General features: G+C 64.3%; 15 protein-coding genes. 10 read left to right on the forward strand and 5 right to left on the reverse strand.

The genetic code is table 11. The features are described 5' to 3' along the window. Positions 1-2: 2 nt before the first annotated feature. Genes CXQ97_RS17605 through CXQ97_RS17650 form a run of 8 tightly spaced genes read left to right on the forward strand, consistent with a single transcriptional unit; the run spans position 3 to position 8,702 of the window. A complete protein-coding gene (locus tag CXQ97_RS17605) occupies positions 3-605 on the forward strand; it encodes a DUF6668 family protein (protein ID WP_146069708.1) in 603 nt (200 codons plus the stop codon). A 14-nt stretch (positions 606-619) separates the two neighbouring features. Continuing rightward, complete coding sequence (locus CXQ97_RS17610; protein WP_104182191.1) at positions 620-925, forward strand: hypothetical protein; 306 nt, start codon at positions 620-622, stop codon at positions 923-925. Between the two features lie 40 nt (positions 926-965). Then, on the forward strand, positions 966-1,775 hold the full coding sequence (locus CXQ97_RS17615) for a hypothetical protein (protein WP_104182192.1): 810 nt from the start codon (positions 966-968) through the stop codon (positions 1,773-1,775). Further along, a complete protein-coding gene (locus tag CXQ97_RS19665) occupies positions 1,772-3,517 on the forward strand; it encodes a hypothetical protein (protein ID WP_146069709.1) in 1,746 nt (581 codons plus the stop codon). Before CXQ97_RS17615 ends, CXQ97_RS19665 begins: the two co-directional genes overlap by 4 nt. Further along, complete coding sequence (locus tag CXQ97_RS17635) at positions 3,514-5,046, forward strand: SCO6880 family protein (RefSeq protein ID WP_146069710.1); 1,533 nt, start codon at positions 3,514-3,516, stop codon at positions 5,044-5,046. The genes CXQ97_RS19665 and CXQ97_RS17635 overlap by 4 nt, the downstream gene beginning before the upstream one ends. Further along, on the forward strand, positions 5,046-6,587 hold the full coding sequence (locus tag CXQ97_RS17640; protein WP_104182197.1) for a hypothetical protein: 1,542 nt from the start codon (positions 5,046-5,048) through the stop codon (positions 6,585-6,587). Before CXQ97_RS17635 ends, CXQ97_RS17640 begins: the two co-directional genes overlap by 1 nt. A gap of 22 nt (positions 6,588-6,609) precedes the next feature. Beyond that, on the forward strand, positions 6,610-8,310 hold the full coding sequence (locus CXQ97_RS17645) for a type IV secretory system conjugative DNA transfer family protein (protein ID WP_104182198.1): 1,701 nt from the start codon (positions 6,610-6,612) through the stop codon (positions 8,308-8,310). Then, a complete protein-coding gene (locus CXQ97_RS17650; protein ID WP_104182199.1) occupies positions 8,307-8,702 on the forward strand; it encodes a DUF4913 domain-containing protein in 396 nt (131 codons plus the stop codon). Before CXQ97_RS17645 ends, CXQ97_RS17650 begins: the two co-directional genes overlap by 4 nt. A 237-nt stretch (positions 8,703-8,939) precedes the next feature. Here CXQ97_RS17650 and arfB read toward each other — a convergent pair whose 3' ends face one another. Then, positions 8,940-9,362: an alternative ribosome rescue aminoacyl-tRNA hydrolase ArfB gene (arfB, locus tag CXQ97_RS17655; protein WP_104182205.1), complete on the reverse strand. Its 423-nt coding sequence runs from the start codon at positions 9,360-9,362 to the stop codon at positions 8,940-8,942. Between the two features lie 262 nt (positions 9,363-9,624). On the opposite strand from arfB, the gene CXQ97_RS17660 reads away from it, so the two are divergent. Beyond that, positions 9,625-9,885, forward strand: a complete 261-nt coding sequence (locus tag CXQ97_RS17660) for a DUF1016 N-terminal domain-containing protein (protein ID WP_104182200.1) — start codon at positions 9,625-9,627, stop codon at positions 9,883-9,885. 238 nt (positions 9,886-10,123) lie between these two features. Here the strand turns inward: CXQ97_RS17660 and CXQ97_RS17665 are convergent, their stop codons facing one another. The 3 genes from CXQ97_RS17665 to CXQ97_RS17675 form a co-directional block, all read right to left on the reverse strand. Further along, a complete protein-coding gene (locus tag CXQ97_RS17665) occupies positions 10,124-10,615 on the reverse strand; it encodes a PaaI family thioesterase (protein ID WP_258062735.1) in 492 nt (163 codons plus the stop codon). A gap of 61 nt (positions 10,616-10,676) precedes the next feature. Then, positions 10,677-11,246, reverse strand: coding sequence for a flavin reductase family protein (locus CXQ97_RS17670; RefSeq protein WP_104182201.1), 570 nt, complete (start codon positions 11,244-11,246; stop codon positions 10,677-10,679). After that, the gene (locus tag CXQ97_RS17675; protein ID WP_104182202.1) at positions 11,243-12,577 is read right to left on the reverse strand and encodes an NtaA/DmoA family FMN-dependent monooxygenase; all 1,335 of its coding nucleotides are present in this window, start codon (positions 12,575-12,577) and stop codon (positions 11,243-11,245) included. The genes CXQ97_RS17670 and CXQ97_RS17675 overlap by 4 nt, the downstream gene beginning before the upstream one ends. Before the next feature lie 226 nt (positions 12,578-12,803). Between CXQ97_RS17675 and CXQ97_RS17680 the strand changes: the two genes are divergently transcribed. Further along, positions 12,804-13,196 (forward strand): MerR family transcriptional regulator, encoded by a 393-nt coding sequence (locus CXQ97_RS17680; RefSeq protein WP_104182203.1) that lies wholly within the window; start codon positions 12,804-12,806, stop codon positions 13,194-13,196. 161 nt (positions 13,197-13,357) lie between these two features. Here CXQ97_RS17680 and CXQ97_RS17685 read toward each other — a convergent pair whose 3' ends face one another. Next, positions 13,358-14,764: a DHA2 family efflux MFS transporter permease subunit gene (locus CXQ97_RS17685; RefSeq protein ID WP_104182204.1), complete on the reverse strand. Its 1,407-nt coding sequence runs from the start codon at positions 14,762-14,764 to the stop codon at positions 13,358-13,360. Positions 14,765-15,330 lie beyond the last annotated feature (566 nt).

The raw sequence follows: 15,330 nt of genomic DNA on the forward strand, positions 1-15,330 counted from the left end.
CCGTGACCCCGCAGCGCAATCCCTTCGTCCACGAGCCGGAGGTGACACCGCAGGAAGACCCGATCGACGACGACCCGGTCCTCGGACAGCGCGAATCGCTCCGGGGACCACGGAACATTCAGCAGACCCTGGCCGCCGAGCCTGTCGAGGAAGCCGAACCAGCGGCCCCCGTGGCGGTGACCAGCGCGACCCTGTGGCTGGTCGGCGCCTCCGGCGGCGTCGGCACCAGCACCCTCGCGGGCCTGTGCTCGGAGAACGTCGTCGATGAATCCGAGCGGCGTCCGACCTACGCAGGGCGGGCCCTGCTGGTCTGCTCGACCAGTGCGTCTTCGCTCGAGGCCGCACAGCAGCTGGCCCGTAAGTCTGCATTCGGGCAGCTGCCCTATGAATTGGTCGGCCTCTTGATCGTCCACGACCGGCCCAGGAACCGGCTGACGAAGCCGACCCTGGACTTCGCGCGCGGGGTTACCCGGATGTTCCCGGTGGCCATGACGGCGCCGTTTGAACCCTCGTGGCGCGAAGTTGGTGTCACCCCACAAGCTTCCGGGACACGACTGAAAAGCGTGCTCCGGAAGATCGAAAAGATCGCCCGCTCCGGGCACTGAGAAAGGGAACTCCCATGTTCGGAAACACTCTGGCAGCACACACCCTGACCACCATTAACGCGCTCAGTCCGGTCCGTGAAGGATCGCTTCCAGCTCAGACCTTCACCCCGACGCAGCCTCCCGGCACCGAGGGCCTGACGCAGGTTATCGGCTGGGTCCTGTGGGGCGCGGGCCTAGTCCTGTTCGTCTTCTTCATTTTCGGCCTCGTCTCCGCCGGCAGGAACCGCCGACAGGGCAACGAGATCGAGGCACCTATCTGGCCTATGGTCGCTGCCTGCCTGCTGGGCGCTTCCGGCGCCGTGTGGGGCGCAATCACCTGAGCAACAACGCCCACTTACCTGATCGAGAGAAGGACAGACGATGAGCACACAGGACACCACCCAGGAACCGAAGGCCCGCCCGAAGTGGTTCGGCGCTGCCGCGATGTTGCTGGCCCTTGTGCTGGTCGGCCTCCTCGCATGGGGCCTGCGGGTATTCCTCTTCCCCAGCAACGACGCACCGGCAGCAGACTCAACCACCGCTACAACGCAGACAGCACCATCGTCCGCCTCGACGTCCGCGACGGCAGGACCTGTCGTGGACGCGGACGCCGCGTGGGACTGCCAGGCGGACCTCGACAGCGACGACTTATCTGTGGCTGACAGTGCTCCGGCGGTCGAGGAGTGGGTAGTTGGGGGTTACAACGTGATCCCGTTTTCGGAGTTCGGCGGATGCGAGAAATTGCCTTCCACCTTGCGCGTCGGCTACGCACCGACTCAAGCAGGGTCACTGGTGGCGGCGGCCACGTATGCCGTCGCTCTGGACCCGTCAGCCAGCGAGCAAGCAGCGTCTGACCTTGAAGTGGCGGTAGCGGAAGGGCCGAACCGAGTGCTGTTGGGCGAGCGAGCACAGCGCATCCGGGACGGGCTCGAGCAGAGCGAGGACACCTCCGTCATCGCCCGCTTGACCCTGCTGGGCTACATCCAGAACAGCTATAGCGATGACGCAGCGTCCTATCGGCTGATCTATTCGGCACCCGATGCGTCGGGTCTGGAACAGACACTCATTGCTCAGGTCGATCTGGTGTGGGAGGACGGGGATTGGAAGCTGGATCCGGCGTCGGGCAACGACTTCAATACCTGGGCCCGCTACCAGGGACAGCAATACGTCCAGTGGGGACCTAAGTCATGATCGGAGATTTGGCAGGGAACCTCTTAGAAGGTGTCGCCGGCAGTGCGATCCAGAAGCTGATCCAGTTCCTCGCGAGCTGGTTGGTGCAGGTCCTGACGGAGATGATCAACTTCGTCGGTACCTGGTGGTTGAAGATCGGCGCACCGGATATGGGTACAGGATCCGCAACCGACCGCATCCAGCAGTCGACGTTGATCTTCGTCGGGATGGCAGGTGTCATCGGGACAGCGTTCGCGCTCATCAAGCTCGCCCGTGACCAGGACCGCGCCTCGACTGAGAACCTGGTCATGGGCATGGTGCGGACCATCCTCACCACGGCGCTGGCCGTTCCAATGGTGGGCCTCCTGTTCGGGGTGACCGATGTCCTCGCGCCGTGGCTGGTGACCACCATTTCCGGGTCCGCGCAGGAGGACGGGCTCGGGTCCGCGATGGGCCTGGGAGCCATTGCGGGAACCACGATGACCATGCAGCTCGCCGGCATCATCCTGTTCGTCGTGCCGCTGGCCCTGCTGGGTGCGGTCATCAACGCAGTCATCGTGATCTTCTCCTACGGCGCGGCAATCGCACTGTGCGGGGTTTTGCCGATCTTCGCTGCCGCTTCACAGACCGAGCGTGGCCGGAAGTCCTTCGACAAGGCCGTGGGCTGGCTGGCGGCCGTCGTCCTCTTCAAGCCAGCTGCCGCGATCCTGTACGGGGCGGGACTCGCGCTCCTGAAAGGCATCAACGGCAGCGCAGACAACGAGCTCGGGAACACAGCGATTGGCCTTATCACCGGCCTCGTCATTATCAGCAGCGCCTGCATTGCGATGCCGGCCCTGGCCAAGGTCCTCGTACCTGCCGTCAGCGCAGGCCCACAGGGCATGGGAGCCTCCGGCTTGGCGATGGTCGGCGGTGCCGTAGCTCTTGGAGCAGTGACCGGCGGCCTCGGCGCTGCAGCCGGGGCCGCAGCTGCCGGTGGCGGCGGAAGCACCGCAGAAATCACCGGTAGCGGAGCCGCAGCAACGGCCGGGCAAGTGGCCGCAACGGGTGGAGGCGCTACGGCAACTGGGGCTGCCACTGCCGCGGAAACGTCTGCGACCGCCGGCACTGGGGCAGTAGGAGGATCCAGCAGCAATTCCATCCCAGCAAGTGGAGGTGGAAGCGGCGCCACCGGTGCCGCGACGCCTGGTGGTGCAGGTAACACCGGTGGCGGAACCGGTGGTACCGGCCCTTCCGGGGCAGAGCAGAGACCAGAACAGCCCATCGCCCCGGCGTCAGATACAAGTGGTGGGCCATCGGGAGGAAGTGCTGGCGGTCCCGCCGGAGGTTCCGGTGGTCCTTCGGGCGCAGAGCAACGCCCGGAACGATCCGGGGCAGAGACGTCACCGGTCGGTGATGCCGGTACTGCTGGCGGAAACAGCGCGCCCGGAGGTTCGAACGGCCCAACGGGCGCACAGCCTCAGGCAGAACGGACCGGCGCACCCACAGAATCGCCGACGGAAGCACCATCCGGTGCTGGCAGCCCGTCAGCTGGAGGGCCAAGCGGGGCAGAGCCCGCGGCATCTGGTGACAAGCCTCCAACGGAGGCTCCTGGGGCCGCACCCGTGACCTTGCCCTCAGCCTCTCCGACGGCTGAGGGTTTCCGAGCCGGTGCGCCGTCCGGGGCGGATAAGTCGGCCCAGAACCAGCAACGCATCGAGTACGCGCTACGGGAAGCAGCAAGAGACATGGAACGCGCAGTGGAAAGTGGGGATGACCAGTGAGTACGGAACAGGCAATCGTCCGGCAATACGGCAACATCGCAGAAGACCGAACGGCGGGTCTGATGGGGTTCTCGATGGCCTCGACCGTCGTTCTGGGCGCGGGCGCAATCGGGGTGTTCATCGCGATCATGGCCTCGCAGATTTGGGTGGCCGTCGGCATCGCCCTGGTCGCGTTCATCGCCGCCACGATCCTCGGCTCAAAGGACCGTCACGGTCGGTCCAAGCCTGAGCGGTGGCTGGCGCGCAGCATGCACGCCAAAGCCAAGAAAGCCGGGAAGACCGTCTACAAGTCTGGGCCCGTCTCGCAGATCCCGGACGGTTCGTTCCGTGCTCCTGGCCTTCTGGCGGCGACGGAGTTGATCGACTTTCAGGACCTGTTCGGCAACGAGGGTGTCATGCTGTGGCACCCGAAACTGAGGACAGGCACCGTCTTCTTCTCCACCAACTCCTCGGGGCTGGGCCTGCTGGATCAGGACCGCGTGAATCGGCTCGTTGGGTCGTGGGCTGCGTTCCAGCGCGACGCCGGTTCCAACGCACGGGTCGAGCAGATTTCGGTGACGACGCAGTCGACGACCGATCCGGGTGAACGCCTGCCGGACGCTATCGCGGTGGCACGGCAGCAGGCAGGATCCCACGAGGTGCCCGCCTTTGCCCGTCAGGTAATGGATGACGTGGTGAACAACCTCAACCTCGACGTGCCCAAGCTCGAGCAGTGGGTGGCGCTGACGTTCAGCGGCAAGGCCAATGACGGGGACCGTGCACCGGAGCGCTCCGCCGAGGAGCTGGTGGCCGATGTGAAGTCGCTCCTGCAGGGGTTCAAGGAAGAACTCGAGGACGTCGGCGCGGGCAGCGTGTCCCTGATGCGGGCCGCTGACCTCACTGACCAGACCTATGTCGCGTTCAACCCGCACGCCGCGGCCGCCGTCGAACGCGCCCGCCTTTCCGGCGACGGGACCGGCCTGGGCTGGCACGAAGTCGGCCCCTCCGCCGCCCGGACCATCGGATACCCGGGCCGGTACGACCACGCCGGGGTGACGAGCAAGTCGTGGCAGATGTTCCGGCCGCCGGCCGGGACGTTCCGCGAGAACGCGCTGGTGGCCCTGTTGGGCCCCGATGCGAGCATGCTGCAGAAGCGTGTCACCGTGTTCTACCGGCCGCAGCCGCCGGAGAAGTCGGCGCAGCAGGTCGCCCAAGCCCTCACCAATGCGCAGTTCGCCACGAACCAGAAGGGTCGCCGTCCGACCAGTTCGCAGATCATCGCCCTCGAGAAGGCACGTAAGGCCGAGCGGGAGCAAGCAGAAGGGGCCGCGCTGGTGCGCTTCGCGATCGGTGTCACCGCGACGGTCGAGAGCCCGGAGCAGCTGCAGGCGGTGGAGGCGAAGATCATGCGCAACGCGGCTACCGGCATCCAGATCCGCATGCGCTCCTGCGACTACAACGACGACGCCGCGTTCTCCTTCAACCTTGGGCTCGGCCTGGTGCCAGAGCACCTGGCCACCATCTCCTCCGACGTCAGGAAGGCCCTCTGATGTCCGCCTTTGATCAACTCGTCGACAAAGTCATGAACCGGTTCCTAGGCCGCTCCGAAGCGGCAGCCGCAGTTACCGCTGCATCGTTTCCGGAGCTCACGGAGAAGGGCATGCGGGTCCGCGAGGGCGGCATGGTGACGTGGGTGGAACCGCCACCGGAGTTCACAGCCACGTCGAACCAGACCGCCGGCCTCTGGCCGTTCTGCGTCGGCACCTCCTCACCACTGGTCGGTGCGGTCCTCGGCCGGAACCTGCTCAACAGTTCGGTGGTGTGCGGGGATCCGATCAGCCTGTTCCTGCACGGCATCATTTCCTCGCCGTCCGGGTTCATCCTGGGCCTGAACGGTCGGGGAAAGTCCTCGGTCGCCGTCCGCATGGCGTTGGCGCTGATCGATCAGGGGTTCCTGATCCTCGTGGCGGGGGACCTCAAACCGGACTTCGCCGGCGTCGTGCTGGAGACCAATGGGCAGGTCGTGCAGGTCGCTCCCGGCGTCGGGGCGATCAACCCACTCGACGCCGGTCCGCTCTGGCGGGAGCTCGAACGCCTGCCGGCCCCGATGCAGCGGCAGATGCGCGCCGAGATCCACGCACGGCGCCTGATGACCCTTACCGGGCTCATCGAACTGGTGTTCAAGGAACCGCTGGATGCGAAGAAGCAGGAACAAACGGTGCTGTCCATGGCGATCGCCCTGGCCGCCGAGAAGGCAGAAGGCGAGGACCGGCAGCCGCTGGTCGGCGACGTCGTCGCCGCCATCAAGTCCGCCCCACCGCAGATCCAGTCTGCTTTGCTCATCGAGGAGACAAACGAGTACCTGCCGCAGGTCAAGAATCTCCTTGCGGGCCTGAACGCCCTCGGCGAGCATGGACCGTTCGGGGACGTGTTCTGCCAGCAGACTACGAAGGAGATGAAGATCGACACCTCGGTGGACTTCGACATATCCCTCATCGACGAGTCCCAGCTGACGCTCCGGGCCGCGGTGCAGACGGTGTGCTGGTCCTACGGTCAGGCTGGCATCTCGGCCGCGAAGACCCTCGCCGACGCTGGCCTGATGGAGGAGCGCCATCACCTGATGATCATGGACGAGCTGTGGCAGTCCCTGCGCGCGAGTGAGCTGCTGGTGCACCAGATCGATTCCATCACCCGTCTGAACCGGACCAAGGGCCTGGGGCAGCTGATGATTACGCACTCCATGAAGGACCTGCAGCTGTCCACGGACGAGCTGACGAAGATCGCTACAGGCTTCGTGGAACGCTCTTCCGTGAAGATCCTCGGCGGGCTGGCGCAGAACGAGATGGACCTGCTGGAAACGGTGTTCCCCGTCTCGGAGCGGGAGAAGGCGATGCTGGTCGGCTGGTCGGCCGAAGGGTCAATGAACCCCAACACCAATCAGGTTTCCCCTCCGCCCGGACGTGGCCGGTTCATGCTGAAAACCGGGTCCGAACCCGGTGTGCCGTTCCGGGTGAACCTCACCGCCGGCGAACTCGCAGCCCACAACACCAACCAGGCATGGGCCGCCGCCCAAGCAAAAGTAACCCGATGAAGGCGACCAGACGTTGAACGCTTTGAGGAACGAAGAGAACGCGTCCATCGTCCTGTTCTCGAGTGTGGTCCTGGCCGCGTTCATCGCGGTCGCCCTGATCCACCTCGGGGACGCCTTCACACCGGTGCCCACCGACTTGTCGTGGAATCCGATCACCTTGGCGATCGGTTTTGCCACCGGGGATCCGTGGCCGGCGGCCGCGAGCTGGTTGCTCGGCGCGGAAGCGGTCGTGGTGATCGCGGCCTTCGCGTGGTGGAGCACCCGCCCTGTGTCCAGGACCGCTGGGGCGTCCCGACGGATGAGTCCTGGCGGGAGGATGCGCCCGGCGATGCTCGATGCCCGCCTCACCGAAGCGGCCCGCCTCCACCCGACCGCGGAAGGTATCGGCCCGGGCCTGACCATCGGGTACATCGGTGAGACCGGCACCAAGGCCGTTATCCAGGGCTGGAGGGAATGCTCGACCCATGTGTGGGGAACCGGGCGAGGCAAGACGACAACGCAGGTTGTCCGGCACGCCACCGAAGCCCCCGGCGCGTACATCATGACCAGCAACAAGGTCGACGGCGTCGCCGAAGTGATCGCCGCCCGCACAACAACGGAAACCAGGACCGGGACGGTGTGGCTGTTTGACCCGCAGCGGATCTGGCGCGACAGTCACTGGCCCGCAATGATCTTCAACCCGCTGACGAGCGTCACCGATACTGTGAGCGCAGGTGAAATCGCGTCGATCTTCGAAACCTCGTCCGCCCCCACCGCCGGCCAGGGCAAAGGGGACGCGCAGTTCGACTCACAGGGACGCGACTTCCTGTCCTGGTGCCTCCTCGCCGCGGCGAAGGGCGACGGCACGATGAAGGACGTTCTGCGGTGGATTTCCTCGGCGGACTTTATGGAACCCGCCGACCTGCTCGAACGGGCCGGGCACGCCGGTCCCGCGTCGGCATTGAAGGGCATGAGCGCCCAGCCGGAGGACACCCGCGGATCCGTGGCCGCCAGTGCACAGCGCATGGCTTCCGCGCTCGTCCATGACGAGCTCATGGCATGGTCGACACCCACCCCCGGTGTGCCGGTGTTCGACCCAATCAGGTTTGTGGCCAGCAGGGACACCCTGATCCTGCTCACACAGGACGCAGCCGGCTCCGGCGCCGCCTTCGTGTCCACCCTCGTCTACGCGGTGTTCACCGCCGCGCAGCAGGCCGCCCGTCATGCCGGGGGACGGCTGCCGGTCCCATTGGTCGCTGACCTGGACGAGGTCGGGAACGTCGTCAAACTCAAGCAGCTCCCCGAGTGGTACTCCTACTTCGGGTCCATGGGCATCGTCGTCAGCGCCTACTTCCAGACCCGCGGGCAGGGCATGGCCATGCTCGAGCGAACAGGGTGGGACACCCTCTGGTCCGCGGCCGCGATCAAGGTCTACGGCGGCGGATCCGACGACACCGCGTTCCTCGAATCGTTGTCCAAGACCATCGGCCAGTACGACGCGAAGGTCCGCAGCACCTCGACCTCGAGGAACGGATCGTCCCGGTCCGTGCAGACCCAGCGACGGGACATCATGTCCGTCGCCCAGCTCTCCGAACTCCCCGCCAACCGGGCGTGGGTGAAAACGTCGAACGGTGGCGGAACCATCGTCCGCACCGTGCCGTGGTTCCGCGACAAGACCATCAATGTCCGCATCGGACCCACCGTCGAGCGCATCAAGACCAGCAAGGCAGGACACCTTCCATGAGCGACCCTCAGGCCGATGCTGCCAGCGTCGAACCTAACGGTTACGACGACGGGGGAGAGGACTTCGCCTTCACCCCCGAGGAGTTGGTGGACTGGGTGGAGGGCCTGGCGGCGATGCTCGAATCGGTAGACCGGTCGCAGAACCAGTACTGGTGCGCCCAGTGGTGGAAGCATGCGGAAGCCGTCGACAGGTTCAGGGGACTGTACGAGCAATGGCTGGAAGCACAGGCGAACAGGGGAATGTCGTCGTGGTGGATGGACCACTTCGACCGCCACGCGACGGTCCTTTTCGCCAAACGCGGGCCCTTCGGAGAATGCGGAACCACCCACGTATCCAAGACTGCTCGACGGATCCTCGTTTCAGAGCAACCACCTGAAGGTTGGGAATGGTAGACGAACGTTCTGGGTCAATGATTGCGGAGAAATTCCCGAGAAGCTGCCCAAACGGAGCCATCACGGTCTCGGTCTAAACATCAGTCAACTCTGAGCGCGAATCCGACTGTGAACATAGATGCACGGAAACACGGAAGCACAGACTCTCTGCTGAGAGCAGTAGCACCGCGCAACTGGACCATCTCGTTCTCGTTGCTTAGTCCGCGTGCGTCACAAAGCACCAACTACAGTGAGTCGTTACTCGCTGGTGGGACGTCGGCGTTGCCGCTTAGTCTCGGATCGCTGCTGCTTGTACGCGGAACGGCGACGTTCCGAGCCGCGCGTAGGACGCGTCGCGCGGCGCAGAGGGGGCGGAGGGGTTAGTGCGGCGGCCACAATTTCGCGGAGCGCCTTGAGAGCGGATTCACGGTTACGCAACTGGGACCGCTGCTCCGACACCGTCACCGTGATCGCGCCCGAGACATGGCTTCGGGCGAGCTGGTGAACGATTCGCAGCCGTTGCTCATCGCTTAGCGCCGATGACTCCGATGCAATCCAGGTGAGTTGCACCCGACTATCAGAGGTGTTGACGTGCTGCCCGCCCGGCCCGGACGACCTGGAGAACTTCCACTGCAATTCGGTCGCCGGAATGATCAAGTCCGATGTCACTTCAAGATCCACCCGGTAAGCGTGGCACGCCAGGTGTGTCTGGCGGCAGTCGTCGACTACTGGGCCTCGCTCCACCAACGACTCGACCGTGCACGGCAGCGACCGCGCCGCTCTGCGACCGGCGGTTGTACCGTCGCTCGGAGAAGCTTCCTAGGAATTCGTTATCGGATGCACCGATAACCCCGCGATATGTCGGTGCTGGTCACGTCGGACATGCTGGCGAATGTAGTGGGGGTGAGCCTTCCCGGGAGGCGTTGTCAGTAGGATCGCGGTCATGCCCACCCCCGATGACCTGGTGTACCCGAACGGTTATGGCGCTTTTCTGCAGGGTCTGAAGGAGCGCGTTAGCAGCGCCCGTGTGGAAGCACTCCGGACCGTGAACACACAGCTGATCGAGCTGTATGGGTCGATTGGCCGCGATGTAGGGGAGCAGCAGCGGCGGCAGGGGTGGGGGAGTGGCGTCATCCGCCGACTGGCTGATGATTTGCGGGCCGAGTTTCCTGAGGTCAAAGGGTATTCGGCGGGGGAACCATGAGGAGCACACACGTGAGTGAGTGCAAGTTGCAGGGGCTGCGGTTCGATCACGTCGAGACGGTGCGAGCCGCCCATCTATCGACAACCTCAACCGTGACACTCAACCGGTTGAATCCCGGCGGGCGTATGTTCTCCACCCGAACATAACTTCGCAATCCCAAGTACTTGGCACACAAACTTTCGTTCTTAACGCCCAAATTTCGTCCTTAACGCCCAAATTTCGTCGCATGGGCTGGGTTTCAGCTGAGTGGGAAGACGAGTAGGGAGCCGGTTGCTGTAGCGACCACTTTGCCGCTGCTGTCGGTGACGGTGCCGTCTGCGAAGGCAACGCGCTTGCCTGGTTTTGAGACGATTCCCGTGCAGGTCAGCGGGCCGCTATTGGCTCGTACCGGACGGAGGTAGTTCACTTTAATCTCTATTGAGGTGTAGCCGATGCCCTTCGGGAGGGTTGTGTGTACGGCGCAGCCCAACGCCGAATCGAGGAGGGCGCAGACGAGGCCACCGTGGACAGCCCCGATGGGGTTGTAGTGGGACTCGTCCGGGCGGCAGGTGAAGATGGCCTTCCCCTCTACTGCTTCGATGAGTGTCATGCTTAGCAGTTCGTTCATGGGGGGAGGAGGGAGCTTCTTACCCATCATCGAATGCAGGTAGTCCAGGCCGCTCATGCTCGGCATAACTGCAGCGCCCACGCTGGGGTCCTCCCAGGTGATGATTCGTTGGCGTTCTGTCACGGCTGCTCCTATGCATCAGTGATTTCTGCCGTGAGTTTGTCGCCACGGCTTGAACCAGCGTCTACGGGGTTGGTGAGGCTTCGAGTGTCCTGTACTGCCCCTTGTAGTAAAGCAGCGGGTCCGCTCTATGACTGTCGAGGGACCCAAGCTCGGTGACCCGCCCGATGACGATGAGGTGATCGCCGGCGTCGTTTTCGGCGACGATGGTGCAGTTGAGCCACGCAGGGGTGTGCTCGAGGATCGGGTTGCCGTCCTGGGTAGGGTGCCAGGTGATGCCAGCCCATTTGTCGGTGCCCCGGCGTGCGAACTGGTCGGATGCAGTGGCCTGGTCCGCGGAGAGGATGTTGACTGCGAAGCTCCCGGTGTCGCGGATGCGAGGGTAGGTGGTGCTGGTCTTCATGACACTGAAGGACACCAGGGGCGGGTCTACCGACACACTGTAGAACGACTGGCATGTGAAACCGATCGGGCCCTCACCGTCCTGTCCGGTGATGATGGTGATTCCGGAGGCGTAATGGCCGACGATGTCCCGGAACCGCGTTGGATCAATGCTGTCGCTCGTATTACTGGTCTTCTCCGTGATGGTCTTGGTGGCCGGGGTGCTGGTGGATGTGTTGATGGTGGTTGTCATGGGGTGGGGTCCGTGAGGCGGGGGTCGAGCCCGTACTGGGCGGGGGCGCCGAGGTGGTCGCGGAGCGTGGCGCCGTCGTAGTCGTGGTGGTAGACGCCACGTTCCTGCAGGAGCGGGACGACCTCGTCGACGAAGGTGTCGATGCCGTCTTCATTGACGTCGATGGATACCCAGAATCCGTCGCAGGCGCCGGCTTCGAACCATTCCTGCATGTGGTCCGCGGTCGCCGTTGCGTCACCGACAGGGGTGGGGTGGTAGTCGATGACACCGTGGGCGAGGATGTCGCGGATCGTCCACCCTTCTCGTGCGACCTCCAGGGCGCGGGGCGAGCGGGGGTCGAACGGGCTTGGGGACGCGGCCGCTAATTGGTGAGCAGTCAAGGGTTCATCGAGCTGGCCGGGGTTGAGTTGCAGGCTCAGCATGGAACCGAGGTAGGGGACGCGTGAGGCTGCGGTGAGCTCGGCTAGCTGGACCCGCCGGTCCAGGGCATCGCGTTTGGTCTTGCCGATGGCGGGCATGACTCCGACGAAGAATTTGATCTCGTCGGGGTTCCGGCCTGCTTTCTCGGCGGCGTCGCGGTAGGCCTGGCGTTGCTTGCGGGCGTCCTCGATGGTGAACGTGGCACCGATAACACCGTTGGCGTAGCGTCCGGCCAGGTCGAGTCCGTTGGCGCCTCCGCCGGCAGAGAAGATGACGGGCTGGCCCTGCTCGGATGGCGGGATGGGCAGCGGCCCGCGGGAGGCGACGTACTCGCCCTGCATGTTGATGGGCTGAATCTTGTCGGGGTGAGCGAACCGTCCGGTTTCCTGGTCCTTGATCCACGCGTCCTGCTGCCAGCTTCCCCAGAGGGCCTGTGCGATCTGGATGGTTTCATGGGCGCGCTGGTATCGCTCGGGCCGGGGCGCGATGCCTTGGCCGAAGTTCGCTGCAGCGTTAGGGTCGCTGGTGGTGACCGCGTTCCATCCGGCGCGGCCGTGGCTCATCACATCGAGGGCCTTGAACTGACGGGCGATGTTGAAGGGTTCGTTGAACGTCGTGGAACCGGTGGCGACCAGGCCGATACGTTCGGTGGCCCGGGCGATCGCGGCGAGGGTCATCATGGGGTCGAGGGTGATCTGCGGTGCCTCGTGGTCGACGTCGGCCTGCAGGCCGGGGAAGTCCGGCAGGAACAGGAAGGCGAACTTCCCGCGTTCGGCGGCCTGCGCGTAGCGGACCTGGGCGTCGAAGCTCGTGTAGTTCGCAGGATCAACGGTGGGGGAGCGCCAGGCTGAGGTCTGCGATCCGTATCCGTTGCCCAGGTGCATACCCAGGATCATCTGCGGCTTGGTCATCGGGTTCTCCTTGTACTGCTATCTCGTGGTGCCTGTGGGGGTGGTTGCTGTCGTACCTGTCTTGATGCTCGACGTGCTGCTTGCGGCGCGATGGTCAGGCTCCGCCCGGGACCGGTCAGTGCGGATGCACTGGGCGCGTGGTGCGACTTGTCCAGCCTAAACATTGCCACTAATGTGAAGGTCAAATCGGTTGAGCATCCGCTCGAACAAGTAATGGAGGGGTTTCATGCGTATTGGTGAACTGGCGAAGAAGACGGAGGTTCCTGCCCGGATGCTGCGGTATTACGAGGAGCAAGGCCTGATCTCTCCTCGTCGCCTGGAGAACGGGTATCGGACGTATGACGACTACCTGGTCGACCGGGTGCGGAAGATCCGCGGGCTGGTTGATTCCGGGATCCCGACGCGGATCATCTCGAACATCCTGCCGTGCCTGGATCAGCCGCAGACCATCGTCGTGAAGAACGCCGAGCCCGGGTTGCGGGAACTGCTGGTGACGGAGCGGGACCGGATGACGGAAAAGATCGACTTCCTGATCCACAACCGGGACTCGATGACCCGGTACATCGAAGCAATCGATCATGCCGCCAACTCTTCACGTGAGACAGCGCGGGCCAGCTAGACGTATTCGCGGTGTCACTCCAGCAGCTGAGCCCTAGATGCCTCGAGGAGAGGAGGCCGGGAAGGTCCCGCTGAAACTTCCGGCCACCACCTCTTGGCACCTGTGCTCTCTCCAGCCGAGCCACAGTGCCGCATCTCCGCTGTTCTGGCTCCGGCCCGGCTTTAGGCGTTGTCGGCGGTGGGGCGGGCCTTGTTGACGAAGAGGGTGCCGATGACTGCTCCGAGGGCGAGGATCGCGGCGACGGTGAAGGCGGCCTGTCCGGCGTCGATGCTCTGGGTGACATCAAGCGCTCCGGTTTCGGATGCGTTGGCTCCGATGGTGAAAGCGGAGATGAGGATCGCTCCTCCTGCGGCGCCGGCGAGTTGCTGGACGGTTGAGAACGCGGCGGTGCCGTGCGCGTACAGCTCGGTGGGCAGTGAGCCGAGGGCCGACGTGGTCATCGGAGCCCACATCAGCGCCTGCGTCCCGGTGATCACCAGGTATGTGCCCAGGGCCAGCCAGACGCTGGTGTTCTCATCAATGGTGGTCAGGAACCAGATGGCAGCCGCCCAGATGATCGACCCGGGAATCGCCAGCGGTTTTGGGCCGACCTTGTCGTAGATCCGCCCGCCGAGTGCGGAAACGATGGCGATCATCGCGCCGCCGGGGAAGAGGAACAGGCCCATCTGTAGGGTGTCCAGTCCCAGGACGGCCGTCAGGATCAGGGGTAGGACCAGGACGACGCCAAAACCATTCATCGCAACGAAAGTCATCACGATCGCGGGCAGGACATAGGAGCACGTCTTGAAAATGCGCATGTCCAGGAAAGGGTCCCGATCGCGCTGCAGCCGGACCTGACGGTAGACGAACGCGGCCACGCCGATCAGGCCGATCAGGATCGGGATGTAGGGGGCGACGGGTGCGTGGCCGGAGACGGATTCGCCGATGGACGCCAGTCCGAAGACCAGCCCGCCGAAGCCCACGACGGACAGCAGCAAGGAGAACACGTCCAGGGTTGCCCGCTCGGGTGTGGTGACGTTACGCAGCTTCGCGGCGGCGAGGGCCAGCGTCGCGACGATGATCGGCAGCATCAGGATGAACAACCAGCGCCAGCTCAGCTGGGACAGGATGAGGCCGGATACCGCGGGGCCGACGGCCGGTGCGATGGCGGGAACCGCCGTGACGAGGGCCATCATCCTGCCCCGCCGCGCGACCGGGACCAGACGCATGGTCGTGGTGATCAGCAGAGTCGGGAACACCGCGGTACCGATCGCCTGAATGATTCGGCCGGCGAAGAGCACGCCGAAGCCGGGAGCGATGACAGCGACAACTGTTCCGATGAGGAAGATCGTCATGGCACCCAGGAAGATCGCACGGGTGGTGAACCTGCGCATCACGAACCCGGTGGCCGGAATCAACACGGCCAGGGTCAGCAGGTACCCTGTCGTCAGCCACTGGCCGGTCGTCGGAGTGATGTCGAGGTCACTGATCAGCGTCGGCAGGGCGACGCCGAGCATCATCTCGTTCAGCAGGACGACGAAGGTCGAGACCATCAGCAGGCCGATGATCATCGCACTACCCGGCGCCATCCGGTTATCGGACGGCGCGGCCTGGGTGCCTTCAGTTGTCCCTAGGGGGAGCGGTTTCTAGGGTGGACTCGTTCGGGCCAGATGCCGACATGGGGTTCTCCTGATAGTGAGATGAGTTGGGAGACAGGCGTCAGGCGTAGAACTGCATACCCGCAGTCAGCGACACTTCTCCGATATGAGTAGGGGTGGATATGAGGGGCATCCGGGAACGAGCAGCTGTCCTGGGTTCGACCGGATGACGGTAATGCCGTGACTCTTCGCGCCCTGGCGATTTCCAGTGCTTCCTGGTGAGTCGTGGAGGGGCTGCACACAGGGCAGGTCGGCGCCTGTGCAACAGGTTCCTCGAGCATTGGTGGCAGGGGCAGGTAAGTCACCAAACTATCGTGCAACATTGTCACTAGTGAGAAGGTCAAGTCCATGAGGCAGATGTGATCAAGAGCACAAGCGAAGGCGCAATGATCCGGGCGACTCGGCTTGACCTTGACACTGTTGGAAGGTTGGACACTTGAGGTGATCACTCGACCCACGGAAGGACTCCCATGAAGATCGGCATTCTCGGCGCAGGA

Origin of the sequence: Arthrobacter sp. B0490 (genome assembly GCF_002929355.1) — a bacterium.
GTDB lineage: Bacteria > Actinomycetota > Actinomycetes > Actinomycetales > Micrococcaceae > Arthrobacter_D.